Below are 25,207 nucleotides of genomic sequence, written 5' to 3' on the forward strand. Positions count from 1 at the left end.
TCACATCAATCTTTTCAGCCATTTTTCTATTACTCATGGCAGCAGTTCTGATAGTCTTTTTAGTATAATAACCTCAGGTTTCTTTAATAAAGAGTTTTTCAAATTCTATTTATATGTTTGCCAACTATTTAAAGTTACAATTATCTCCGAATTTTTGTGACATTTAAATCTAAAAAAGTAGGTGGTATCAGTTGTTCAGATTAATAAAACCCAAAATTCAATCCTACACTCAAATTGAGCAGGTTTCCTCTGAAATAGGGAGCCAGGTATTGGTCGCTGTTACCGGAAGTATTTTGCACTTCTGCCTGGGCAAATGCGAAAAAGTCGTTCATCAGCTGGGTACTCAGGCGAATACCCAACAACTGTTGCTGCCATTCTACACTTTCCATATAGGGCACACCAAGCACTTCTCCTGCTTCGCGAATGTAGGGGTAATCGGGTCCTTTCTGGTGGAGCACAAACCATGCTTTTGCCTGTAACCGGGCAGAGAATTTATAGTCGGAGGAAAGGTAGATTCCCCGCGCATTGTCGTTTAAATAGTGCCCCATGTTGTACCAGTTCGAATTATAGAGTGTGGTTGTAACATCGTTTTTATAGGTAAGCGGATTGGTGCGGGTGTATTCGGCCGTAAAAACCGTGTTGGGCAAGAGGTTGGTAAGCCGGAAACCACCCTGCATGCTCCAGTGGTTGGCATGCGTTTCGGAGTCAAAGACCGAACCGAACGACAATACATCGACAAACATGGTGTAATATAAATGCAATTTTGGAACCATACGAAAACTGATATCGAAGAACATCTGCGAGTTCTGACCTGCTTCGTTGGTATTGCCGTTATAGCTGTGGTCGACCGATTTGTAAAAAAACACCGGTATCAGGTAGGCAGGGTGAACGCCTATGTCGGAGTAAATCACCGAATTACCTAGGCTAAAATTAATTTTTTGCCAGGGCTTAAAGGTAAACAGGTTGGCAGCCATGTATTTCCCATGAAACACATCGCGCTGCACCCCGTTGTAGTTGTAACTGCGCGAACTGTCTACCACTTCCGATACCAGCCAGCCATGAATGTAATTAAACTCAAACCATTTTGCAGGGTAAAGGTGCAGTTTCAGGTGGGCAAAAGAAGGTGCCTTTGTAGAAATGATATTCGGATAATTGTAACTGGTTCCCCATTCCATACGGTCTTTAACCAGACCTACCGTGCCCCATTTCCAACTCAGCGTAATTCCTCCGCGCATTTCGCTGTAATCGCCACTACGGTATTTGCCACCCGGCCGGGTAGTTATCATGCCGGTATCAGAAATAACCAGCTTTTCCGTGTTGTCGCGCAAACTGGCATAGACCCCCAGGGTTTTTCCTGCATAGGCAAATACCTCTCCGCCATACCATCGGTGATAGTTAAAGCCGTTTTCGTTGTTCCAGAATTGGGCGCCAAGAATTCCGTTCAGACTGAAAGTAAAAACAGAATCGTTGTAATAAAGCACATCGAATCGCTTGTGCTCAAATTTGCCGCCATAAACTTCCTTGCCAAAATCGCGCAGGTAGAAGTGCAATTCTTTTATTTGCCTCGTATTTAGCTGGCTGGTATGCTTTTCGGCTTCCTGTAGTTTTTCTGCTATGAAGCGCCGCGAATAGGGTTTTACAACCGTACTGGTTTGAATTATTCCTTCGTTGCTAAGCTCATCGAGGAATTCATATATCGCCCTGTTGCTTGCATCGTGGTATACGGTCTGGCTTTGCACAGGCAGGACCACAAGTATGAAAAACGTAATTAAGAATATAGCAGCACAGGGGATTCTTTTTTTCATACTTCAATTGTAACTATGCGCTTCTGGCATGTTTAAAGAGGATATTATAAAGTGCTCTGAAAAAATAACTCAGATCGGTACGCAGAGGGTGTTTATCGTACAAATCGAAATATTTTTTCTCCGAGGCAGTAATTTCTTCCAGGGTTTTTGGGTTATCGACATAAAATGGAGGGATTAATCCGGGGCGGTATTTTATCCTTCTCTCACGATGTTCTTCGCTGTAAAGTTTAAAATAATGTTCACTTAATGGGCGCACCCCAACAATTTTTAATTCGCCCTTTACCACATTCAACAACATGGGCAGTTCATCAAGCCAAAGTGCCCTGAAAAATCGACCAAGAGTCGAGACCCTGAAGTCTGATTTAAACTTTCCACCCTCATTCAACCCTTCCTTTTTGTAGACATATTCCTGAATAAATTCTGAATAGGGGTGCATGGTACGAATTTTATACACTTCGATAATTTTTCCTTTTTTACCTACGCGCTTAAGTTTAATCAGAGGCCCATAAGTAGGCTGAACCGGATAAAGGGGTTTTTTGGTTTTTATAGCTGCAAACAAAGTTATTTCTCGGGTTTCAAGCTCTTCAATGAGTTCGAATCCACAGCTGTATAACCGGCCAAATGCCTCAGCTTTGGTGAGCACGCGGTTATTGCCCCGGGTAAGGATAAAATATATCTGTTTGGTTAACATAAACTTAGGAAATACCCTTTTTATCAGATAATCGAAACTGTAATAAATGTAGTTGATTACGGGGGGGAATTTCTTGAGTATCCGTCGTTTTCGTTGATTCTTTTCTTCGAAATAGTCGATAAAAATGCCGCCTTTTGGTAGTTGGTGATTGACTGCTTCGAAAAATTTGTTGATATACCGAAAGTCATTTACCCGTTCGAGGTTTACAAAAGCATTCATGCCAGGGGCATTCATAAGCTGAATAGTGCGGTAGGTAATGGTGCTTAATACCAGGGTTGAATTTTCTTTAATCGGAGCGTAGGTTTCTACGAAAGCAAGGCCTTCTTTTCCGAGACTTTCCAAAATCGCCTGACTTCGCTGATGGGCAATTCCTTCAGGTAGTGTAATGTCCAGGGTCGATGCTCCTTCGCGGAATAGTTTACTGTGCTCTTTGTTTTTAAAGGCCTTATAATGTTTTCTGTAAACCGGAGGTTCGGTCGAACTAGCATTTTTAAATGAATAATAGATGGCAGTAAGCAAAAGTTCGGCAAGGCTAAGAGTGAACAGTGTGCCAAACACCACAAAACGCGAAAAATAGTCGACTCTGAAAAGGTACATTAAGGTAGATATGATACCTAAAACAATCAGGCTGGTAATTGCAATGCGAAAGGAGCTTATCCAAATATTTCTTCGCTGATTACCAGGAGAAATGTATTTCTTGCTAACAAATGATACAAGAATCCAGATAAGCATAAACAAAAGCAGAGACTCTTGATAGCGTTCCAGAATGCCTGTCAGTGATCGATCGTTAATCTCAATAACGAAAAGCAAGGACAGGCACAGTAGAATAAGGTCGCCCAGAAATATAAAAATGGTTTTTACTTTCAAACTTATTGGGAGTTTACTGACACAGCAATTGCATTTGTTTACGCGCTTTTCTAGTTTGAAGTTAATATTTTTTCGAAGAGCGTAAAAATCGAAGGTGTTAAATAATTGGGCACAATGGTTCAGCCTTTTACAATGAATGCCTAATCGAACAGTATTTTTTCTAATTCATCGAGGCACTTATCCACAGTTTTATGGCTTGTATCGATGCTGAGCAAGGGGTTCAGCGGTGGTTCGTAGAGAGAATCAATACCAGTGAAGTTACTTATCTCTCCAGCACGGGCCTTTTTGTATAATCCCTTTCGGTCTCTTTTCTCGCATACTTCAAGAGGAGTACACAAGTAGATCTCGATGTAATTTTCCGAACCTATAATTTCGCGTGCCATGGATCGGATTTCGATAGTAGGAGAAATAAAAGCTGCGATCACCGTTTTTCCTTCTTTGCGCAATCGGCTCGCCTCCCGGGCTACCCTTCGGATGTTTTCGCAGCGATCTTCTATGCTGTATCCAAGATCGCTGCATAGGGTTTTTCTTACTTCATCGCCATCGAGCAAGATCCAGGCAATGCCAATGCTCTCCAAACGTGCACCAAAGCCTTTTGCCAGAGTGGTTTTGCCTGCCCCGGATAGACCTGTCAGCCAGATTACTTTTGCAGGTTTTTGTTTGATCGGAAAATGCATACGTGCTGTTGGTGAATAAGTAATTTTGTTGAAAGGTAGATGCTTGTGTAACTTTTTGTATTATTGGTCAGTAAAACAAGCCAAAATATCAAAAAATACCAAATACTTTCTGCCAATAAAAAATAAAATTTCATGGATGTACGTAAACTACTGCTATTATTTATGACTGCAAGTCTCATTTTTGGATTAAATTCTTGCCAGAACGAATTAAACTCTTCTGACGATGCCTATGCCGATTATCCTGTTTACAAACAAAACGATTTGTGGCCAGAGTATTCTCCGCGTAAAACCGTTTTGAAAATTTGGGCCCCTAAAGCAGAAAAGGTTAGAGTGAATATTTACGAAAAGGGATATGGTGAAAACATGATTGAATCTCACCTCATGGCACCCTACCGGAAGGGAAGCTGGATAATTACTCTCGAGGGCGACTACCTTGGTAAGTACTATACTTTCCAGACTCAATACGATGGAAAAATGCTCGACCATACCCCCGGCATTTACGCTACTGCAGTGGGTGTAAATGGAAAGAGGGCTATGGTTGTTGATCTGAAGCAAACCAACCCGGATGGATGGGATAGCTATGAACGACCTGCTTTTCAAACACCCAATGACATTGTACTCTATGAGTTGCATGTGCGCGATATGACTTCTCATCCCAGCTCTGGAAGCAGTTTTCCAGGGAAATATACCGGACTTACCAGGCAGGGTACCAAAAATCCACAGGGCAAGGCTACAGGGATTGATCACATGAAAGAACTTGGCATTACTCATGTGCACTTGCTCCCGGTGTTTGACTACCGTACCGTCGACGAAACACAGCTCAACCGGCCACAGTTTAACTGGGGATACGACCCTGTGAATTTCAATGTGCCAGAGGGTTCCTATGCAACAAATCCCTTCGAGGCTGAGGTCCGCATCCGCGAATTCAAGGAAATGGTTATGGCATTTCACACAAATGGTATTCGGGTAATCATGGATGTGGTGTATAACCATACCCACAATGAAGGTAATTCCAATTTCGACCTCGAAGTTCCGGGTTATTATTACCGCACTACAGCCGATGGAAAGCTATCCGATGCCTCTGGTTGTGGTAACGAAACTGCTTCAGAACGTGCCATGATGCGCAAGTATATTATTGAATCATGCAAATACTGGGCTACGGAATACCATATCGATGGATTCAGGATCGACCTGATGGGTATACACGATATCGAAACTATTAATCAGTTGAGGGCTGACCTTACCGAAATGGACCCCAATATTTTTATTTATGGCGAAGGATGGACAGCGGGCTCCAGTCCCCTTCCTGATAGTCTCAGGGCTTTGAAAAAGAACATGTTGCATATGCCTGGCGTTGCTGCTTTTAGCGACGATATCCGAGATGGAGTAAAGGGCCATGTGTTTAACCTCAAAAGCAAGGGTTTTGTGAGTGGTGATACTACTCTGGCAGAAACTGTAAAATTTGGTGTAGTGGCATCAACCGACCATCCACAGATAGATTACACAAAAATTATGTATTCAAAAGCGGCGTGGGCTTCAGAGCCGGCCCAATCGATCGGATACGTATCAAGTCACGATAACAACACTCTATTCGATAAGCTTACCTTAGCCTGCCCCGATGCCAGCCTGGCAGATATCAAACGCATGCACAAATTGGCCAATGCCATTGTACTTACCTCGCAAAATGTACCTTTTCTGCATGCCGGGGTTGAATTGATGCGCACCAAAAAAGGGATTGAAAATTCTTACAATCAGCCCGACTCAGTGAACCAGATTAACTGGAACTGGAAAACCGAAAATGAAGATATTTTTTCCTATTACAAAAGCCTCATTGAACTTCGCAAGGCTCATCCTGCATTTCGCATGCATACACGCGACCAGATTGTCAAACACCTTCGTTTCATTGAAACACAATCGAACTCTGTGGTAGCTTTTAGTATAAACGATTACGCCAATGGCGACAGCTGGAAGAATATCTTTGTCGTTTACAATGCTTTGCCCGGTGAGTATAAACTACAGCTTCCTTCCGGTAACTGGTCGGTTATTGCCAAGGGCCAATGGATTGTACCTGAGGGCATTGAGCAGGTGACGGACAGTGTGCAGGTACCTGCCATCTCCATGATGGTACTCTTTCAGTAATAAAAAGCGAAAGTCCCGGTCTGCATCAATTTGTATGCAGCCGGGACTTTGTCTGAAAACTGAACCGATCAAACGGTTCAAGCCAAAACCCAAACCTCAAACCATTTTTTTTATTTTTTGCTTTTTGTTATTTTTAATGACAAGATTTGCTTTAGGGAGTTGCTTTGATCTGTTTTGAATTGGTTTTTTAATAAATAATTAACCCATCGAATATGAAACTTGACTTTTATCCTGCCTCGATTTATCAAGCCCATGAAGTATTTATCGATAACGAAAATGTAACAGCCATTTATTATTTCGACCAAAAGTTAGCACATTTTGTGTGGAAGCAGCCTGCAAAAGGAGATGCATACAGGAATCCTTTTCTTGAAGCACTGGAATACCAAAAGACGCATCCGACACATTATTTTGTATCTGATATAAGGCAACAAGGTGTAATCAATCCTGAGGATAGAAAATGGTTCGAAACAGATGCTGTTCCAAAAGCCATTGCCGGAGGTGTAAAAAAAGCAGGTGTAATATTTGAGGGTAATGTGTTTAAATTATACTATATTAATATTTTGCTTAAGAATTTCGGAAAACACGGGGTACCCATGAAGTTCTTTAATTCACCCGAAGAGGCTGCTAAATGGTTTGTGGCATAAAATGATAAAAATTCTTTTTCTGAAAAAAATAAAGCCACCAGCAATTAAGCTGGTGGCTCCCCTTTTGCCATGAAATCAAAACAATGAAAACTACAAGTTGCTTCTTTTTATCATTCTATTTTTTTTCGAAATGAATGAGTGATTATATTGTATAAATATACAGTCTGCTTGCAAACATATAAATTAATTTTCATCCGGCAAAGCAAACTGCAAGCTTTTTTTCAGCACAAAATCAAAAAACATTGCTGTAGAAACTAAACAGAATGTTAAACCAGAAAAAAATCATATTTTTTATATTTCAATCATGTTTTGCCATTAAAAAAAAGTTATACATTTAGTGCCGTGATGTGGAAGCACTGACAGGGTCAGATAATTCACTGAAGAAGAATAATATCTAGGAACATTCAATTTGTTGTAGAAACGTGGCTAAGCAAAAAATTATCAAGAAATTCGAGACACTGGCACCTGAGTTAATCAAGCTGGTTCAGGAAACCTACCCCGATGGGTACGATGAAAAACTAATTTCCTTTCTTTCTCCCAAAGGTGAGTTGGAGTTTGCCTTACCCCTCGAAACAGAGGAGATATCTTATTTAATAAAAATGCCAAAGAACCATCTTCCAGCCCCAGAGGAAGAGGAAGAAGAAACCCCAGCCGAAAATCTGGACGATTTTGATGGACTGGAGGCAGCGGAAGACATTGCCGACGAGGATTAGCATTAAACTTTAATCCCTGCAGGTGTTTAAAATTATCGACCTGACACATATTTTAGAGGAGAACATGCCCGTTTACCCTGGCACTGATTCTCCTCGTTTTATTTCTAATTGTACCCATGAAAAAGATGGTTTTGCCGAACTGTTAATTCAAATGCAGAGCCATACAGGTACGCATCTCGATGCCCCAGCTCATATTTTACCGGAAGGTAAAAGCCTGAGCGATTTTGATGCAGGTTTTTTTTGTGGGCTTGGGTTGGTTTTCCCTCTTTCGCATCAGGAGGAGATGAATTCAAAAACTCTCGAAAAAAACAGGGAACTTATTGCTCAGGCCGATTTTATCCTACTGCATACCCAATGGGATAGCCATTGGGGAACACCAAAATATTTTGAAGGATTTCCGGCTCCTTCTCAGAAGCTATTGCTTAATCTGTTGAAATTTAATTTGAAAGGACTTGGAATCGATGCTATTTCCATCGATCCTGTCGGAAGCAGCAATTTGCCAAATCATCATATTTGGTTAGGCAGTAACAGGGTAATCATCGAAAATCTCACTAATTTGCAGCAATTGCCCAATCAACTGTTTGAGTTTTTCTGTCTGCCTCTTCCAATCAAACTTGGCGACGGATCGCCTGTAAGAGCAATAGCACGCACAATTGATTAAAAACAAGGCCATGCAACAAACTGATCCTTTTGGAATTGCTATCAAAGACTATTATCAAGCCCGGTTTCGGTGGGGCAAAAAGTTGGTTATGCGCTCGAGCCTTTCAGGAATTGAGAAAACTCCCGTATCGTATTATTTCAGAAGCTTCAGAAAAATGCCCCTTCTCGAGCGGCAGGCCCTGGATTTATGCGAAGGTTCAGTTCTCGATGTAGGGGCCTGTGCCGGAAGTCATGCACTTTTGCTACAAAACAGAGGTTTCGATGTTACTGCCCTCGACATCTCTAAAGCCTGCTGCGAGGTGATGCTAAGCAGAGGTATAAAATCAGTTGTTTGTTCCGATATAAATAACTACAAATCGAGAAAATTCAATACTATTTTATTGCTCATGAATGGCATTGGAATGGCTGGCACATTAAAAGAATTGCCTCATTTTCTTAATCACTTAAAAAATCTTTTGTTGCCCGGGGGACAAATTCTGTTTGATTCTTGCGATATCGATTATGCCTACTACGAACCTGATGGTAGCAAATGGGTAGACCTGAACAATGCCTACTACGGTCAGGTAAAATACACTCCCGTATTCAAACATTCCGAGGGACAGGATTTCAATTGGCTGTTTGTTGACTCCAATAAAATGAAAGCAGTAGCACGCCTTTGCGGCTTCAATTTTACAATACTTGCCGAGGGCTCTCAATCGGCCTACCTTGGGAAACTGATAATTCAGGGATAAGCCTGTAAATTAATGGGCGACATGGCTAAATATTAGCTATCAGTCATAATTTTGATGCCCGAATCATTATCTTTGCGCCCTAAATATTCAGCATCCATGAGCCATCGCGAAGTTATACTGGTAAACATTACCGGGGCCGACAAACCCGGAGTTACTTCAGCGCTTACTACCATATTAGCCCAATATAAGGTGAATATCCTCGACATTGGGCAGGCTGTAATTCACGATTACCTTTCCCTGGGTATTTTGTTCGAATTGCCACACGAAGCTGAATCATCGCCTGTGCTCAAAGACCTTTTATTTAAAGCCTACGAGATGGGCATTAAGGTAAGGTTTACGCCTATAACGGTGGAGGATTATAATCACTGGGTTTCCTTGCAGGGTAAAAACAGATACATTGTTACTTTAATTGCACGAAAGATTTCATCCTATCAGCTTGCCATGGTTACCGAAGTTATTTACGAGCAAGGGCTCAACATCGATAGCATTACCCGTTTAACTGGTCGGGTGGCCCTTGAAGATTTTCAGAATGATTCGGGTTCCAAAGCCAGCATACAATTTTCGGTTCGGGGTACACCCCGCGATGAGTCGCGCATGCGAAGCGATTTTCTCGAAGTGGCCAAAAGCATCGGGGCCGATATTGCCTTTCAGAACGACAACATCTACCGGCGAAATCGTCGCCTGGTGTGCTTTGATATGGATAGCACCCTTATTCAAACAGAAGTAATTGTGGAACTTGCAAAAAGGGCTGGTGTGGGCGAAGAAGTCGACCGCATTACAGAAGCAGCCATGCGGGGTGAAATTGATTTCAGTGAAAGCTTTAAACAAAGGGTTGCCCTGCTGAAAGGTTTGGATGTGAGTGTGATGCAGGAAATAGCTGAGAACTTGCCTATCACAGAAGGAACTCAACGTGTTTTCCATACCTTGAAAAAATTCGGTTTTAAAACAGCTATCCTGTCCGGTGGATTTACTTATTTTGGCAAGCACCTTCAACGCATGTTCGAAATTGATTATGTTTTTGCCAACGACCTCGAAATTGTCGACGGTAAACTTACAGGTAAAAACCTTGGCGAAATTGTCGATGGGAACTTGAAGGCTGAATTGCTAAAAAAAATTGCTTTTAAGGAAGATATCCATCTCGAACAGGTAATTGCTGTGGGCGATGGTGCCAATGATCTGCCTATGATTAACATTGCCGGATTGGGAATCGCCTTTCATGCCAAACCAAAAGTGCAGGAAAATGCCCGTCATGCTATTTCTACCATTGGTCTCGATGCGATTTTATACCTGATGGGTTTCAGAGACCGCGAAATAGGGTAGTTAAAGTAACCTAACTAGAGGTTACTTTAACTGTATTGGCTTTAGCGGTTCGAGTATTGTTTGCTGTAATATTTCTCATAATCCCCCGAAAGAATATGCTCAAGCCAGGCTTCGTTGGACAGATACCATTCTACGGTTTTTTCCAGACCCTGTTCGAACGTTACTGAGGGTTTCCATCCCAATTCTTTTTCAAGTTTCGAGGCATCGATGGCGTAACGCATATCGTGTCCAGCCCGGTCGGTTACAAAGCTGATGAGCTTTTCCGATTCTCCTTTTTCACGGTTTAGTTTTTTGTCCATTATCTGGCAGAAAAGCCTTACCAGGTCAATATTTTTCCATTCATTGTCGCCGCCTATGTTGTAAGTATCACCATTTTTCCCTTTGTGAAAAATTACATCGATAGCCCGAGCATGGTCGATTACGTAAAGCCAGTCGCGAATATTCTCTCCTTTCCCGTAAACCGGAATGGGTTTTTTCTTTAAAATATTGTTGAAAACAAGGGGTATCAGTTTCTCAGGAAATTGATTTGGTCCGTAATTGTTCGAGCAATTGGAAATTACTACCGGCAGTTTGTAGGTATTGTGATAGGCTCTCACAAAATGGTCGGAGCTGGCTTTCGAAGCTGAATAAGGGCTTTGTGGATCGTAAGAAGTAGTCTCTACAAAAAATCCATCCTGGCCCAGCGATCCATAAACTTCGTCGGTAGAAACGTGGTAAAAGAGTTTACCTTCCATCTGATTTTTCCAGAATTTCACAGCGGCATTCAGCAAGGTGGCTGTTCCTACAACGTTGGTAAAAATAAATTCATTGGGGTTGGTGATGGAACGATCGACATGCGATTCTGCTGCCAGGTGGATTACTCCATCGACCTGGTATTTCTCAAACAAAGCCTCAATCGCAGTTTTATCGGTAATATCGGCCTTCTCGAAAACATAGTTGGGCGCGTTTTCTATGTCCTTCAGGTTTTCGAGGTTTCCTGCATAGGTAAGCTTATCGACATTGATAATACGGTATTGAGGATACTGGTTTACAAAGAGCCTTACTACATGAGAGCCAATAAATCCTGCACCTCCCGTGATAATAATATTTCTATTCATGTGTATAATGATTAATCAATGTTACGAATATTTTTTTCCCATGCCCAGGCAGAGGCCAGGGTTTCTTCGAGTGTTTTTTCGGCCTTCCAGCCAAGCACCTTGTTTGCAAGGTGGGTATCGGACCAAACTTTTTCCACATCGCCGGGTCGCCGGTCTACAATTTTATAATTTACTCTTTCCCCGGTTGCTTTTTCAAATGCCTGTATCACCTCCATCACCGAACTTCCTTTGCCAGTTCCCAGGTTGAACACTTCGTAGGATTCGCGCTGGCTTGCTGTTAGAATCCGCTCTACGGCTTTAATGTGTGCGTTGGCCAGGTCTACCACATGAATGTAGTCGCGAATGGCAGTGCCATCGGGCGTGTTGTAATCGTTCCCGTAAACTTTCAGCTGGTCGCGCAACCCTGCAGCGGTTTGCGTAACAAAAGGCACCAGGTTAAGGGGTATTCCTTTTGGTAATTCACCAATTAATGCTGAAGAGTGGGCACCTACCGGATTGAAATAGCGAAGCGATATTGCTTTTAGTTTGTTATGTGCATTTACGCTGTCCTCGATAATGGTTTCAGACGCTTGTTTTGTAAATCCATAAGGTGAAGTGGCTTTTTTAACCGGAGCTTGCTCGGTAACCGGCAGTTCATCGGGCTGGCCATATACGGTACAGGAAGAAGAAAACACAAGAGCGGCTTTCCCATGCGTGGTCATGGCTTCCAGTAGGTTAATGAGCGATAATAAGTTGTTGCGGTAATATTCCAGCGGCATTTCAACCGATTCGCCCACAGCTTTTAAGGCTGCAAAATGAATGACAGCAGCTATATCCGGGTTTTTTTCAAATAGCTTATTTGTTTTTTCCCGCTCGCAAAGGTCGAATTGTTCAAAGACAGGGCGTTTCCCTGTGATACGTTCAATGCCATCAAGTACTTCAATTTCTGAATTTGAAAGATTATCGACGATAATTACCTCATAACCTTTTTCAATCAGTTCTACAGTTGTATGTGAGCCAATATAACCAGTTCCGCCAGTGACGAGAATTTTTGTCATTATTTTATCCGGGTTACCCGGTTATTTTTTAGTTCGTATTTTTGATGGCTTTCTGAGCAAACAGCCTTGCCTTCGGTATCGAAATGAAGACGATGGCCGTATTCGCTTACCCAACCTATTTGCCGGGCAGGGTTGCCTACTACCAGGGCATAATCCGGCACCTCTTTTGTAACTACTGCCCCGGCTCCTATAAACGCATAACATCCGATATCATTACCGCAGACTATGGTGGCATTGGCTCCAATCGAAGCACCTGTTTTTACAGTGGTACGCATGTATTCATCTTTCCGGACAATAGCACTTCGCGGGTTGATGACGTTAGTAAAAACCATCGAGGGACCCAGGAAAACATCATCTTCGCAAATTACTCCGGTATAAATAGAAACATTGTTCTGTACTTTCACATTTTTGCCCAGCACTACTCCTGGTGAAATTACCACATTCTGTCCGATGTTGCACTTTTCTCCGAGAATACATTGTGGCATGATATGCGAAAAGTGCCATATTTTGGTGCCTTCACCAATCTGGCAACCTTCGTCGATTACCGCAGTGTGGTGTGCAAAGTATTTAGCAGGCATAGGCATTTTTATTCGTAAAACGATTTAATTGCACCGGCAATGTATTCTTGTTGACCGACACTTAATTCTGTGTGCATGGGCAATGAAAGTACCGATTGGCATAGTTTGTCAGATACCGGAAGCACATCGTTTGTTTTATAGGCTTTTTGATGGTGCATGCCGACCGGGTAATAAATCATTGTAGGGATACCTTTCGAAGCCAAAAAGGACTGAAGTTCTGCTCGTCGTTCCACAATCAGGGTATATTGATGAAAAACGTGAGTGGAATGCTTTACCCGCGTGGGTGTTTTAATTTGGGGTATTCCAGAGAGCAAAACATCATAGCGGTCAGCAGCATTGCGTCGGGCCTTTCCAAAGGAGTCGAGGTGGTTGAGTTTTACATTCAGAATAGCAGCTTGCAGGGTATCGAGCCTGGAGTTGATGCCTACCATATCGTGGTAGTATTTCACTTTAGCTCCATGATTGGCAATACAGGCTATTTCTTCGCCAAGTAAAGGGTCGTTGGTATATAGAGCGCCACCATCGCCATAGCAGCCAAGGTTTTTTGATGGAAAAAAACTGGTGCAACCGATATGACCTATGGTTCCGGCTTTTTGCCATTTACCCTTGATTTGGATATCGGCACCAATGGCCTGGGCATTGTCTTCGATTACATAAAGCTTATGCTTTTCGGCTAAATCCATAATTTCTTCCATATTGGCGCATTGACCATAAAGATGCACCGGAATGATTACCTTGGTTTTGGGGCTAATGGCTTTGTTTAGTTTTTCAGTATCAAGAAGAAAAGTTTGCTCATCCACGTCGACAAAAACCGGTTTTAAACCTAACAGGGCAATAACCTCTGCTGTGGCGATAAAAGTAAAATCGGGCACTATTACTTCATCTCCGGGTTGAAGTTTCAGCGCCATGAGGGCTATCTGAAGTGCATCTGTGCCGTTGGCACAGGGTATTACTTTTTTACACCGAAGGTAGTTTTCCAGCTTGGCAGCAAATTCTTTTACTTGTGGGCCATTAATGAAGGCTGCTGACTGAATCACTTCGCCGATTGCCTGGTCAATATCTTTTTTTAACCTTAAATATTGCCCTTGCAGGTCGACCATGTGCAATTTTTCCATGTATAAAATTTTGGCGAAAATAGTGAATTTACCTTTTTATTTATGCATAAAATGTCATTGTCCGGAATTTATAGATTTTAAATGTTAAAAAAACAAATCGGTTCGAAGCACATATTATTAGGGCAAATACTACTTTAGCAGATAATTCTATTTGGTTTGGATTTAGCACCCTTTATACGAGAGCTTATACTGCTTAACGAGTGTGTCATTCTGCCTGGTTTTGGTGGTTTCGAAACGAGCTATCAGCCTGCGCACTACGATACGCTCAGAAAGTGCATGCTTCCACCCACCAAAAGGCTTCGTTTCAGGCCAGATTTTGTGAAAGGGGGAGGCACCCTGGAACAGTACCTGGTAACTCGTCTGAAGATAAGTGAAGATGAAGCGAAAAAGCTTGTTGTAACTTATGTTGAAGAACTGGTGAAGCGTATTGACGCTCAACGCGAAGCCATTATCAGTGGTGTTGGGCTTTTTACCAAGGGCTTGGGAAATGGGCTTAATTTTACTGCTTTCGAAGAAGAGAACTACCTGGCTGAATCATTTGGCCTGGAAGCATTTAGTCTGGAAAAACCTCTTACAAAACCCGCCGAACCGGTAGCAAAGGAACTTATTCTTCAGCCTCGCCGAAATACCCTAACTCTTGTGGTTATTGGCATTGTGGTAATTTGTGTGCTGATGGCTTTTACAGCTATTCTTTCGGCCCGTTTCGACATTTATCTGTTTAATTTTGGCAATAAACAGTCTGAAAACGACTTAATTATTCTTGGCCCAAAAGCTGATGTCGATACCAGTCTGCGCCGAATCAATCAGCAAATCAATGAATCGACCCACATAAAAAATGCCTTGTTATATTCCGAGACTCAGACAGAGGAAGATAAATCAGAACAAAAATATTATTTGGTAGCGGGTAGTTTTAAAACTGAAAAGAATGCCAAGGCCATTGAACACGATTTATTCAAAGAAGGATATTTGCCCCAGGTGTTTTTTTACCAGGGTTATTACCGGGTGAGCATCGCCATGTATACCGATAAAATTCAGGCTCTTAATGAGCTTCAGCGTTTACGACGTCAGACAAACCGCACCGTCTGGCTGTTGGTGGTTGAGGAATAATCCAGCCGAAATTTAACGTACCTTTTTTGCTGCCTGTTCAACCAAAGCAAAATCGAGTTGTTTGCGCACCAGATTGGCACGAAGAATTTCTACCACTACTTTTTGTCCTAACTGATACACTTTCCCTGAGTGTCTCCCAATCAGCCAGTAGTTTTCGTCGTCGTACTCGTAAAAATCATCCACGAGCTCGCGAATGGCCACAAGGCCTTCGCATTTGTTTTCGATAATCTCTACAAAGATGCCATATTCCGAAACGCCCGAGATAATACCGTCAAATTCGCTACCAACCTTGTCCTGCATAAATTCGACCTGTTTGTATTTGATTGAGGCTCTTTCGGCTTCAGCTGCCAGCTGTTCCATTTCTGAGGATTGCTTACAGTATCCTTCGTATTCTATTTTATTTTTCGAATGCGCTCCTTGCATGTATTGATGCAGCAAGCGGTGAACCATCATGTCGGGGTAACGTCGAATGGGGGAGGTAAAATGGGTGTAATACTCGAACGACAAGCCGTAATGACCTACATTGGATGTTGAATACACTGCCTTCGCCATCGAACGTATAGCCAGGGTTTCAACAAGATCTTTTTCAGGCTTGTCTTTTACATCCAATAAAACCTGGTTTAGCGTGCGCGAAATATTCGCTGCATTGTTCATTAAAATACGGTGTCCGAACCGACTTAAGATACGGTTAAACTTTTCGAGCTTTTCCGGATCGGGCTTATCGTGTATCCGGTATACAAATGTCTTTTTATCCTTTTTATCGCTTGGGTTACCAATTAAATTGGCTACCTGTTTGTTGGCCAGAAGCATAAATTCTTCGACTAGTTCATTGGAAAGGCCATGTTGGCGGAACATAATCCGGATTGGTTTTCCGTTTTGGTCAATTTCGAATTTAACCTCGTCGCGTTCGAAGGAGATCGAACCATTCATGAATCGCTTTTTGCGCAAAGTTTGAGCCAGGCGGTTTAATTGAAGCATTTCTTCTGCAAAATCACCTTTTTTGGTATCGATAATTTCCTGCGCTTCGGCATAGGTAAAACGGCGGTCGGAATAAATAATGGTTTTTCCAAACCATTCGTCGAGTATATTGGCATCCTCATCGATTTCGAACACAGCAGAGAAACATAGCTTTTCTTCTTTTGGCCTTAAGGAACATAAATGGTTCGATAAACGCTCCGGTAGCATGGGCACCACGCGGTCGACAAGATAAACCGAAGTGGCTCGACGCAGCGCTTCTTCGTCGAGCAATGTTTTTGGTTTTATATAATGTGTTACATCGGCTATATGAATTCCTACCTCCCAGCAGTTATTCGGTAGTTTTTCAATCGAAAGGGCATCGTCAAAATCTTTGGCATCGTCGGGGTCTATTGTAAAAGTGGTTATTCTTCTGAAATCGCGGCGCTCCTGAATATCTTTTTCACTGATGGTATCGGGTATCGAAGCGGCGGCCGATTCAATTTCTTCGGTAAACGAATAAGGAAGGCCATATTCAGAGAGTATAGCGTGCATTTCTGTTTCGTGCTCTCCCGGATTACCAAGCACTTCTTCGACTTTACCAATCGGATTTTTTGCTTTTTTAGGCCAGTCGGTAATCTTTGCTACTACCTTTTGGCCATTGAGGGCACCATTTAATTGTTCGAGGGGAATAAATACATCGTAAGGCATTTTTCGAGAATCGGCTACGAAAAAGGCATATCTATCCAATATTTCTATGTTACCAACAAAGGTTAATCGTCCGCGTTCGAGTATTTCAATTACTTCGCCTTCGGGTCGCGATTGTTTTTTTCTGGCATATAGCAGCACGCTTACCAAATCGCCGTTAAGTGCCCTGTTCAGATTCCGTTGCGACACAAATACATCCTCCTCAAGAGCATCGGTAACAACGAATCCATATCCCCCCTGGGTGATTTCAATTTTTCCGGTAATTTCTCTTCGGGTAGGTTTCAGCCGATAGCGTCCATGGGTAACTTCTTCTAATAGATTCTGATAATTTAATTCGTTTAAAATTTCAGCAATTACCAGCTTTTCTTCTGAATTTTTTGCAAGCATGGCACTGGCAACCTGCTTGTAATTAAATAGTTTTCGGGGTTCGTGGTTAAAAACGGCCAGAATCTGATTCGTAACAGTTTTTTTATCTAATATATTCTTCTTAACTTTTTTATTCATTAGAGGTTTATTTGCGGGCATATTGAATTACCTGGGTGGAGTATGCTAAATTAAGCTTTTATCGGCTGCGAAGGGAAAAAAATTTAGCAAAGACATTGGTCTTCTTGCTAAAAAGAAAGTTTACCGATAAGTTTTCAATACATAGTTTTAACAGAAAATGAAATACTTTATCTAGATATGGTAGAGGCTCCTAAGAAAAGTTGCCTAGAATATATTAAATGTAAATACAATAAAATCAGTAATTTATAAAATCGCAGCGTAGGATAAATGTCTGAGTCTGTATTATTGAACGATTTATTATTATTTTTGCAGCCGTTCAGGTGAGATGGTATAAATTACTTTTATAAAAGGATGTTAAAGAAACTGTCTATTCTAATACCACCAGGGCTGAATTTTTCTCTCAACTTTCGCAATCACTTTCACTCAATAGATTCAAATGGATATAAACGGTAAACTATACAAGAAATTTCTCGAAAGAAATAAGTCATACGAGTCTCAGCATGGTGAAGTAGCTGCCGAGAAGCAACACTCGAAAGGTAAGCTTACAGCCCGCGAGCGTATTGCCTTGTTGTTCGATGAAGGTACTTTTGATGAGATTGATGCTTTTTCCCGCACAGCACCCTCCGAATCGAACTTTGGTAAGGTGGTCACTGCATTTGGCGATGGAGTGATTATTGGACATGGAAAGATTAGCGGAAGGCTTGCATTTGTTTATTCGCAGGATTTTACGGTGATGGGAGGCTCATTGGGCTCAGTACATGCGGCAAAAATTGCCAAGATACAGGATATGGCCCTTAAAATGGGGGCACCAATAATTGGAATTATCGATTCGGGTGGTGCCCGTATACAGGAGGGTGTAGCTAGTCTTGCTGGCTACGCAGCTATTTTCAACCGTAATGTGAAGTCATCAGGAGTGATTCCCCAGATTTCTGTAATCATGGGGCCTGCCGCTGGTGGAGCAGTTTATTCACCCTCCATTACCGATTATGTGTTTATGACTAACAAAACCAGTTACATGTTCGTTACCGGACCGAATGTGGTAAAGGAAGTGTTAAACGAAGATGTTAGTTTCGACGAACTGGGCGGTGCAGAAGTGCACATGAAGAAAAGCGGGGTAGCCAATTTTGTTTATGAAGATGAGGAGAATACACTTCGTGGTGTTAAAAAACTTCTCTCTTACCTTCCATCCAACAACCTAGAGAACCCGCCTTTTATCGATACGGCCGATTTAAACATGGATTCTATTCCCGCTCTGCTCGATATCGTGCCTGACGATCCCAACAAACCATATGATGTAAAAGATGTCATTAACCTGATAATCGACCGGGAATCGTTTTTTGAAGTAGCACCTAATTATGCACAGAACGTAGTGGTTGGTTTTTCGCGTTTAAGAGGAAAAACCCTTGGTATTATTGCCAATCAACCCAAAGTGCTTGCGGGTACACTCGATATTAACTCTTCAATTAAAGCCGCACGATTTATCCGTTTCTGCGACAGTTTTAACATTCCTATTCTTACCCTCGAAGATGTTCCTGGATTCCTTCCGGGTGTTGACCAGGAGCACAGCGGAATAATTCGCCATGGGGCCAAATTGCTCTATGCTTATGCCGATGCAACCGTTCCCAAAATCACGGTGATTTTAAGGAAAAGTTACGGGGGCGCCTATTGTGTAATGAACAGCAAAAATCTTGGAGGCGATTTTAACTTTGCATGGCCTTCGGCTGAAATTGCGGTTATGGGGCCTGAAGGAGCTGTTTCCATCCTGTACCGCAAAGAACTGCTCGAATCTGATGATCCGGGCAAGCTAAAAAAAGAATTGGCAAAGCGCTACCGCGAAGAAATTGCAAATCCCTATATTGCCGATGAGAAAGGATATATCGACGAGGTAATTGATCCTGCCGATACCCGCAAAAAACTTGTCTACGCCTTTGAAGCGCTCGAAAACAAGCATGTAAGCAGACCCTCTCGTAAGCACGGTAACATACCTTTATAAAGGTACTTTCCAATTTGAAGAAATTAGTGAACGAACTTATAAACTGAAAGCGTGAAAATAAAAAGTTTACTCATTGCCAACAGGGGCGAAATTGTGATCCGCATTTGTGAAACAGCAAAAAAAATGGGGATCAAAACTTTCGGCATCAAAACTGCCAAAGAACCTAACGCTTATTACCTGAATTTTGTGGATGAAATTATCGACTTTTCAGATGATATAGAAGAGATTCCAGAATTTCTGGATGTTGATCGTTTGATTAATGCAGCGAAAAAGCATCAGATCGATGCTATTCACCCCGGTTATGGCTACTTATCGGAGAATGCATATTTTGCCCAGCGTTGCGAAGATGAAAAGGTCTTGTTTGTAGGACCAACTCCAGATGTGATACACAAGATGGGAAATAAAACCATCGCCAAGCAGTTGGCAAGAAAAGCGAAGGTTCCTCTTTTACAAGGTAGTCCGGGAGTTGTGGCATCTGTACCAGAGGCCATCGAAATAGCCAAAAAAGTAGGATACCCTGTAATTCTTAAAGCTGCAGCCGGAGGCGGAGGTCGCGGAATGCGGATTGTAGAAAAGGAAAGTCAGATCGAGAAGATGTTTAAACTGGCTACTTCAGAAGCCGAAAAGGCATTCAACGATGGGTCCATGTTTATCGAAAAGTATGTACGTAACCCAAGGCACATCGAGTTTCAAATATTTGGCGATAAACACGGTAACATTATTCACCTTGGCGAACGTGAGTGCTCGGTGCAGCGCAAGCACCAAAAACTTATCGAAGAGGCTCCCTCATCGGCTCTGGACGATAAACTTCGAAGGGAAATGGGAGAAGCCTCCATTCGCATTGCAAGCTCGGTAAACTATACCACTGCTGGTACGGTAGAGTTTTTGCTCGACGACGACAAGAACTTCTATTTCATGGAAATGAACACTCGCATTCAGGTAGAGCATCCAGTAACCGAGATTATTACTGGTCTAGACCTAATCGAGCTGCAAATCAGAACTGCCTGTGGAGAAATACTTCCACTTACGCAGGAGCAGGTGAAACTCGAAGGTTGGGCTATCGAATGCCGCATCAATGCAGAAGATGTGCAGGCTGGGTTTTCACCCTTTTTGGGCACTGTTGAGGCTATTCAATATCCGAAAGGAAAAAATATACGCATCGACTCTGGTATAACCGAAGGTTCGAGCATTACCCCTTACTTCGATTCCATGATGCTAAAGCTTATTGTAAGCGGCGAAAACCGCGACAAGGCAATTTGCAACGCTCAAGGTGCACTGAACAAGTTTTGGATTAAGGGTATAAAATCGACCATTCCTTTTGCAAAAGCCGTATTGTCGAATCCTAAATTCAGAAAGGGTGATTTCAACACTTCATTCATCGAAAAGGATATGGAAAAAGTGTACTTCGAAGGAGAGGAAGATGAGATGCTGGCTGCTTTTCTGGCTACTTTTGATTTTGTGGCTGGACTTGAAACCGAAGACATGGCCCGTGTGGATTTCGAACATGGAAAAAACATCAGCCCTTGGGTACTCAACAAACGCTTGCGTTCGATTTAAAGAATTGCAAGTAAGCTCTAACTTTAGAAATTAAATGTTTACAAATGAAAATTAAAAATAAAGAGCCCGAGTTTATAGCCCTCTCGGCACAAAGCAAGAAGTTTGCGATAAAAAATATATTTACCGAGGATTTAAAGGTTAACCATAAAAAACAGGATATCAAAATATTCGATGACGAAAAAGGGTTTACCTACATCGAATATAAAGGAAAAAAATACCTGGCCGAGATAAGCAGTAAGGTTCAGAATAAATACACCGTATTAATCAATGGTGTTAGTTATTCATTTACTATCGAATCGCCTATTTCCTTTAAGCGCAAAAAATACCTCGATAAACAGAAATCGAATACAAAAATCGAAGTGGTTGAAGCTCCCATGCCCGGAAAAATACTCGATGTGATGGTAGAGCCGGGAGCAGAAGTAAAAACCGGTGAAGCCATTATCATTCTCGAAGCCATGAAAATGCAAAACGAGATTCTTTCGCCTATAAACGGAAAGGTGTCGAAAGTGCTTGTGCGTGCCGGCGATACGGTAAACAAAGACGATATAATGGTTGAAATTGACCGCTGATTTTGCCTTTTTAAATTTTAACAATGCCATTTTTAATGGCATGAACTACCAGGCTTACCGAGTTTTTTGAGTCGGTTTTGAATAAAAGGCTCGAACGGTGCCGTTCTACGGTGCGTTGACTAATAAAAAGCTTGTCGGAAATTTCCTGGTTCGACAAGCCCAGGCAGATTAACTCGAGCACTTCCTTTTCGCGGCGTGTGAGCTGAATACTGCCATCCTCAGGTTTGTTTTTAATTAATTGAAGAAGTAATTCCTGCGAGAAATAGTTGCCGCCCCGGTATACTTTTCTGATGGCCTCGAGCAGTTCCTCATTATCTATGTCTTTTAGAATAAATCCTTTCACCCCCAAGTCTATCATGGTATTGTAGTAGTCTACCTCGCCAAACATCGACAGCACAAGTACTTTCAGATTCGGAAATTTTTCGATGGCACGGCGCGTGGCTTCAACTCCATCAATTATCGGCATGTTAATATCCATCAGCACCAGGTCGGGCTGGTAGTTATCGAGGTACTTTAAAAATTCCTGACCATTGGAGGCTTCAAAGGCAATTTCTATGTCGTCAGAATCGCTGATAATGAAATTGATGCCATTACGGAATAATTGGTGGTCGTCTACGAGGGCAACCTGTATTTTACTTTTTTCGGTGGATTTCATGGTAAAGTTAAAGTTAGGGAAACTATTTATTCAAAACAAATTGTTCCTGGGTGAGGGGAACCTGGATTTCGAATTTAAATCCTTTATTGATTTGGGTATGAAAAGCATGTTTGGCGTTGAGCGATTTAGCCCTGCTAATAATGTTGGAAAGTCCCATACCTCCTGGTTTACTGGTTCTCAACATTTCTTCCGGAAATCCTTTTCCGTTGTCTTCGTAATCGAGGCAAAGGAAAGCACCTTTTTCGTGTATACTTAGTTTTAATTGCGATGCTTCGGCATGTTTAAGACTGTTGTTGATGAGTTCTTTTGCTATACGGTAGATAGAAAGTTCAATGGCAGCCGAATAGCGGGCTTCTCCTATATCTTCAATAAACTGTATAGGCGTTTGCTGCGAAATCTTTTCGACAAAAAGCCTCAAGGCTGAAATTAAACCATAATTATTCAGTACGTGAGGATTCAGGTCGTTTGAGACGTCTTTTGTTGTGGCGATCGCCTCTTTTACAATTTCCTGCAGGTTAGCGAGAATAAAATCCTGTTTTTCTTTCTTTTCAACTTTTTTTAGCATGCCCACATACATTTTTACACTCGAAAGCAAGGGACCCAGATCGTCGTGCAGGTCTTTAGCAAAGCGCTCACGCTCCTTTTCTTCGGTTTTAATGATGGCATCCAGCACCTGTTTTTCCATTTGCTTTCGCTCGGTTATATCGCTAATGGTAAAAATGATACTGTTTACCGACGGATGTTTAAGTAAGTTATTCGATTTGGCTTCAAAAACACGCCAGTTGTCTTTGCCGTGCATCAGCTTAATTTCGTATGGCAAACTATAGTCAGATCCCTCGAGGTGCAAAGCCAGATTTTCTTTCGCAAGCCATACATCGTCAGGGTGCACAAGACTATACAAGTTGTTGCCCAGTAGAAATTCTACATTCAAGCCGAGGTATTGTTCGCAGGAAGGGGTAACATAGCGTATATTGGCTGCTTCGTCGAGCAGAAATACTACGTCGGAAAGATTCTGAACAATGGAGCGGAAACGCTCTTCGCTTTCGCGTAGCGCACTCTCTACCATTTTCTGGTAAGTAATGTCGCGCCCAACCCCAATAAATTCAGTTTTTTGTTCGGCCTCGTTGCTAATACCTGAAAAATTCCAGGCAAACCAGCGGATGCCATTTACCGTTTCTGCCGGTAGTTCGAAAAAGCAGGTGTAAGGTGCACGAAAAAGGGTCTGCAGTGCAACCGATACTTGTTGGGTTTCTTCCTTTAAAACAAAGGATATAAAATTATTTATTGCCTGTTTTTTATAACTATGCTCAAACGCTTTTTCGAAGGATGGACTGGCAAATGAAATATCCCAATAGCCGTCGAGCTTTAGAATAAGATCGTTTTGTCCTTCAATAATCATGCGGTAGTTGGCTTCGCTTTCGCGTATAAGCTGCTCTGCTCTGTGTCGATCGGATATATCGCGCACCACAGCAATAACTTTAAGGCTGCCATGTATCTCGGCTTTTTTCAGGGTCACCTCTGTCCAGAAAGTTTCACCATTGGATTTTTTCATCCACCATTCTAAAACCAAGGGTTTAGTACTTGCTTTTTGAATAAGATCGATTGCAGCTTCGGCTTTTTGTTCAGGAGAATCAGCGCTTAAATCCTTGATAGTTGATTCCAGGGCATTTTCATAACTCAATTGAAACATTTTCAGCATAGCCGAGTTAACATCTTCAATGGCTCCGGTTTCGGCATGGTGTATAATAACTGCCTCGCTGGTGGCATTGAATATTTCGCGGTAGTTCTGTTCGCTGTCCAGCAACTCGGACATATATTCCCGACGCTGAAGGGCATTCATAAACAAATCGCTCATAATTTGAAGAAGCTGAATCTGGTAGTCGCTCCAGGTGCGGCCTTGGTCTATGCAGGTTAAGCCATAAAATCCATGTATTCTGTTTTGGTAACGAAGGGCAAAATCGATAAAGGAACCAATTTTCACTTTTTCGCAATGCTGACGAATAGGATCTTCATTCGACAGACTGCTAAGCTGGCTCACTTTAAGAAAACGGTTTCTGGAGAGCTCCTTAAAATGCCAGTTTTCTGTTGAAAATGGTATGTTCTGGAACTGATTGATTGCTTGATTGGTATCAGAGTAGTAATGTGTTAGTATAATAGTATCATACTGTGTATTATAAAGGTAGATATGGGCAGAATTTGTTTCGGTAAATTCGCAGATTTCTTTCAGGGCTTGTTGTATGTTTTCATCTGTGGTGTTGAACGGCATGCTGATAAACCTGCTCGAAATTTCAAGAACCAACCTTTCCAGTTGGTGGTTATTCTGCATTTCAAGCTCCACATTTTTTCGTGCAGAAATGTCACTATAAACGCCCAGATAGCGAAATATACTTGCATCTTTCTGGAAAAGGGGTTTACGTTGATGCCAGATCCATTTGTAGCTGCCATCGGGCATTTCAAGTCTGAATTCGAGGCTTAATTCCCTGTCTTGATCCATCGAAGGCAGACTCGCTTTATCGTCGGGGTGAATCCATCGCATTTCGGCAAAAGGATTACCATTGAGTTCTTTACGGCTGCGTTCGAAAAGCACTTCAAAATTGTTACTTACATAAATTAGTTGCTGATCCATATCCCAAAATGCAAACACATCCTTGCTGTTAGTGGCATATTGGCAAAGGTATTCTGCATTGTGATGGTCCGAGTCTAAAGGCTGAAGGGTAATATCGGCAATATTCGCCCCACTGGGCTTTATTCCCGTGACATGGTATTTTTTTTTTATGCCTTTAAAGTGAATGTCTAGTTGGAATTCTTTACTGGCCTCACTCAATTCTTGAAGATATTTTTTGAAGTCCTCAGGTGCTGTAATTTTTTCAGAAATAGCTTCGAAAGTAGCTTCAGGTGCAGTAAGGCCAAATATTATTTGCGCATGGGTGTTGAGGGTAAATACAAGCTGGCTGTTTATTCCGGCCACCGCAATGCCATTGCGCTCGGCAAGCCAGGAATATCTTTGGTCTTCATGGTTGGTTGCGGTAAAACTCATACAGGGCCTTGATCAGGGTTGTTGAAAATGATACTCGCGCTTCGCTAAG

The 25,207-nt window shown here is 42.1% G+C and carries 20 protein-coding genes; 10 read left to right on the top strand and 10 right to left on the bottom strand.

All coding sequences use genetic code 11. The features are described from left to right. Positions 1 to 200 precede the first annotated feature (200 nt). The 3 genes from IPM71_08915 to cysC form a co-directional block, all read right to left on the bottom strand. Positions 201 to 1,805 carry a hypothetical protein gene (locus tag IPM71_08915; GenBank protein ID QQS49741.1) on the bottom strand — a complete coding sequence of 535 codons (1,605 nt, stop codon included), beginning with the start codon at positions 1,803 to 1,805 and terminating at the stop codon, positions 201 to 203. Positions 1,806 to 1,818: 13 nt separating this feature from the next. Beyond that, positions 1,819 to 3,363, bottom strand: a complete 1,545-nt coding sequence (locus tag IPM71_08920; protein QQS49742.1) for a sugar transferase — start codon at positions 3,361 to 3,363, stop codon at positions 1,819 to 1,821. A 140-nt stretch (positions 3,364 to 3,503) separates the two neighbouring features. Further along, on the bottom strand, positions 3,504 to 4,040 hold the full coding sequence (gene cysC, locus IPM71_08925) for an adenylyl-sulfate kinase (GenBank protein QQS49743.1): 537 nt from the start codon (positions 4,038 to 4,040) through the stop codon (positions 3,504 to 3,506). Between the two features lie 132 nt (positions 4,041 to 4,172). Here cysC and pulA point away from each other — a divergent pair, with 132 nt between their 5' ends. The 6 genes from pulA (at position 4,173) to serB (ending at position 10,247) form a co-directional block, all read left to right on the top strand. Beyond that, positions 4,173 to 6,179 carry a type I pullulanase gene (gene pulA / locus IPM71_08930; protein QQS49744.1) on the top strand — a complete coding sequence of 669 codons (2,007 nt, stop codon included), beginning with the start codon at positions 4,173 to 4,175 and terminating at the stop codon, positions 6,177 to 6,179. Between the two features lie 212 nt (positions 6,180 to 6,391). Further along, the gene (locus IPM71_08935; protein QQS49745.1) at positions 6,392 to 6,823 is read left to right on the top strand and encodes a hypothetical protein; all 432 of its coding nucleotides are present in this window, start codon (positions 6,392 to 6,394) and stop codon (positions 6,821 to 6,823) included. A gap of 422 nt (positions 6,824 to 7,245) precedes the next feature. Then, a complete protein-coding gene (locus IPM71_08940; GenBank protein QQS49746.1) occupies positions 7,246 to 7,536 on the top strand; it encodes a hypothetical protein in 291 nt (96 codons plus the stop codon). A 22-nt stretch (positions 7,537 to 7,558) separates the two neighbouring features. Further along, positions 7,559 to 8,197, top strand: coding sequence for a cyclase family protein (locus IPM71_08945; protein ID QQS49747.1), 639 nt, complete (start codon positions 7,559 to 7,561; stop codon positions 8,195 to 8,197). 10 nt (positions 8,198 to 8,207) lie between these two features. Further along, positions 8,208 to 8,927: a methyltransferase domain-containing protein gene (locus IPM71_08950; GenBank protein QQS49748.1), complete on the top strand. Its 720-nt coding sequence runs from the start codon at positions 8,208 to 8,210 to the stop codon at positions 8,925 to 8,927. 96 nt (positions 8,928 to 9,023) lie between these two features. Then, positions 9,024 to 10,247 (top strand): phosphoserine phosphatase SerB, encoded by a 1,224-nt coding sequence (serB, locus tag IPM71_08955; protein ID QQS49749.1) that lies wholly within the window; start codon positions 9,024 to 9,026, stop codon positions 10,245 to 10,247. Positions 10,248 to 10,288: 41 nt separating this feature from the next. Here the strand turns inward: serB and rfbB are convergent, their stop codons facing one another. The 4 genes from rfbB to IPM71_08975 are packed head-to-tail and all read right to left on the bottom strand — an operon-like array spanning position 10,289 to position 14,074. Further along, positions 10,289 to 11,344 (bottom strand): dTDP-glucose 4,6-dehydratase, encoded by a 1,056-nt coding sequence (rfbB, locus tag IPM71_08960; protein QQS49750.1) that lies wholly within the window; start codon positions 11,342 to 11,344, stop codon positions 10,289 to 10,291. Between the two features lie 11 nt (positions 11,345 to 11,355). Further along, the gene (gene galE / locus IPM71_08965) at positions 11,356 to 12,384 is read right to left on the bottom strand and encodes a UDP-glucose 4-epimerase GalE (protein QQS52804.1); all 1,029 of its coding nucleotides are present in this window, start codon (positions 12,382 to 12,384) and stop codon (positions 11,356 to 11,358) included. Next, positions 12,381 to 12,959 carry an N-acetyltransferase gene (locus tag IPM71_08970; protein ID QQS49751.1) on the bottom strand — a complete coding sequence of 193 codons (579 nt, stop codon included), beginning with the start codon at positions 12,957 to 12,959 and terminating at the stop codon, positions 12,381 to 12,383. Before IPM71_08970 ends, galE begins: the two co-directional genes overlap by 4 nt. Positions 12,960 to 12,967: 8 nt before the next feature. Beyond that, positions 12,968 to 14,074: a DegT/DnrJ/EryC1/StrS family aminotransferase gene (locus tag IPM71_08975; GenBank protein QQS49752.1), complete on the bottom strand. Its 1,107-nt coding sequence runs from the start codon at positions 14,072 to 14,074 to the stop codon at positions 12,968 to 12,970. Between the two features lie 156 nt (positions 14,075 to 14,230). Between IPM71_08975 and IPM71_08980 the strand changes: the two genes are divergently transcribed. Continuing rightward, on the top strand, positions 14,231 to 15,181 hold the full coding sequence (locus IPM71_08980) for an SPOR domain-containing protein (protein QQS49753.1): 951 nt from the start codon (positions 14,231 to 14,233) through the stop codon (positions 15,179 to 15,181). A 12-nt stretch (positions 15,182 to 15,193) separates the two neighbouring features. On the opposite strand, the gene rnr is transcribed toward IPM71_08980, so the two are convergent. Next, positions 15,194 to 17,347, bottom strand: a complete 2,154-nt coding sequence (gene rnr / locus IPM71_08985; GenBank protein QQS49754.1) for a ribonuclease R — start codon at positions 17,345 to 17,347, stop codon at positions 15,194 to 15,196. Positions 17,348 to 17,783: 436 nt separating this feature from the next. Between rnr and IPM71_08990 the strand changes: the two genes are divergently transcribed. The 3 genes from IPM71_08990 to IPM71_09000 are packed head-to-tail and all read left to right on the top strand — an operon-like array spanning position 17,784 to position 21,466. Continuing rightward, entirely contained in the window at positions 17,784 to 19,340 is a 1,557-nt protein-coding gene (locus IPM71_08990; GenBank protein ID QQS49755.1) for an acyl-CoA carboxylase subunit beta, read from the top strand. A gap of 51 nt (positions 19,341 to 19,391) precedes the next feature. Beyond that, complete coding sequence (locus IPM71_08995; protein QQS49756.1) at positions 19,392 to 20,897, top strand: ATP-grasp domain-containing protein; 1,506 nt, start codon at positions 19,392 to 19,394, stop codon at positions 20,895 to 20,897. 44 nt (positions 20,898 to 20,941) lie between these two features. Continuing rightward, entirely contained in the window at positions 20,942 to 21,466 is a 525-nt protein-coding gene (locus IPM71_09000) for an acetyl-CoA carboxylase biotin carboxyl carrier protein subunit (GenBank protein ID QQS49757.1), read from the top strand. Positions 21,467 to 21,476: 10 nt separating this feature from the next. On the opposite strand, the gene IPM71_09005 is transcribed toward IPM71_09000, so the two are convergent. Beyond that, positions 21,477 to 22,121, bottom strand: a complete 645-nt coding sequence (locus tag IPM71_09005) for a response regulator transcription factor (protein ID QQS49758.1) — start codon at positions 22,119 to 22,121, stop codon at positions 21,477 to 21,479. A gap of 22 nt (positions 22,122 to 22,143) precedes the next feature. Continuing rightward, a complete protein-coding gene (locus IPM71_09010) occupies positions 22,144 to 25,158 on the bottom strand; it encodes a PAS domain S-box protein (GenBank protein QQS49759.1) in 3,015 nt (1,004 codons plus the stop codon). Between the last annotated feature and the right edge of the window lie 49 nt (positions 25,159 to 25,207).

The sequence above is a fragment of the Bacteroidota bacterium genome (genome assembly GCA_016699695.1).
In the GTDB taxonomy this organism is placed as follows: domain Bacteria; phylum Bacteroidota; class Bacteroidia; order Bacteroidales; family UBA10428; genus UBA10428.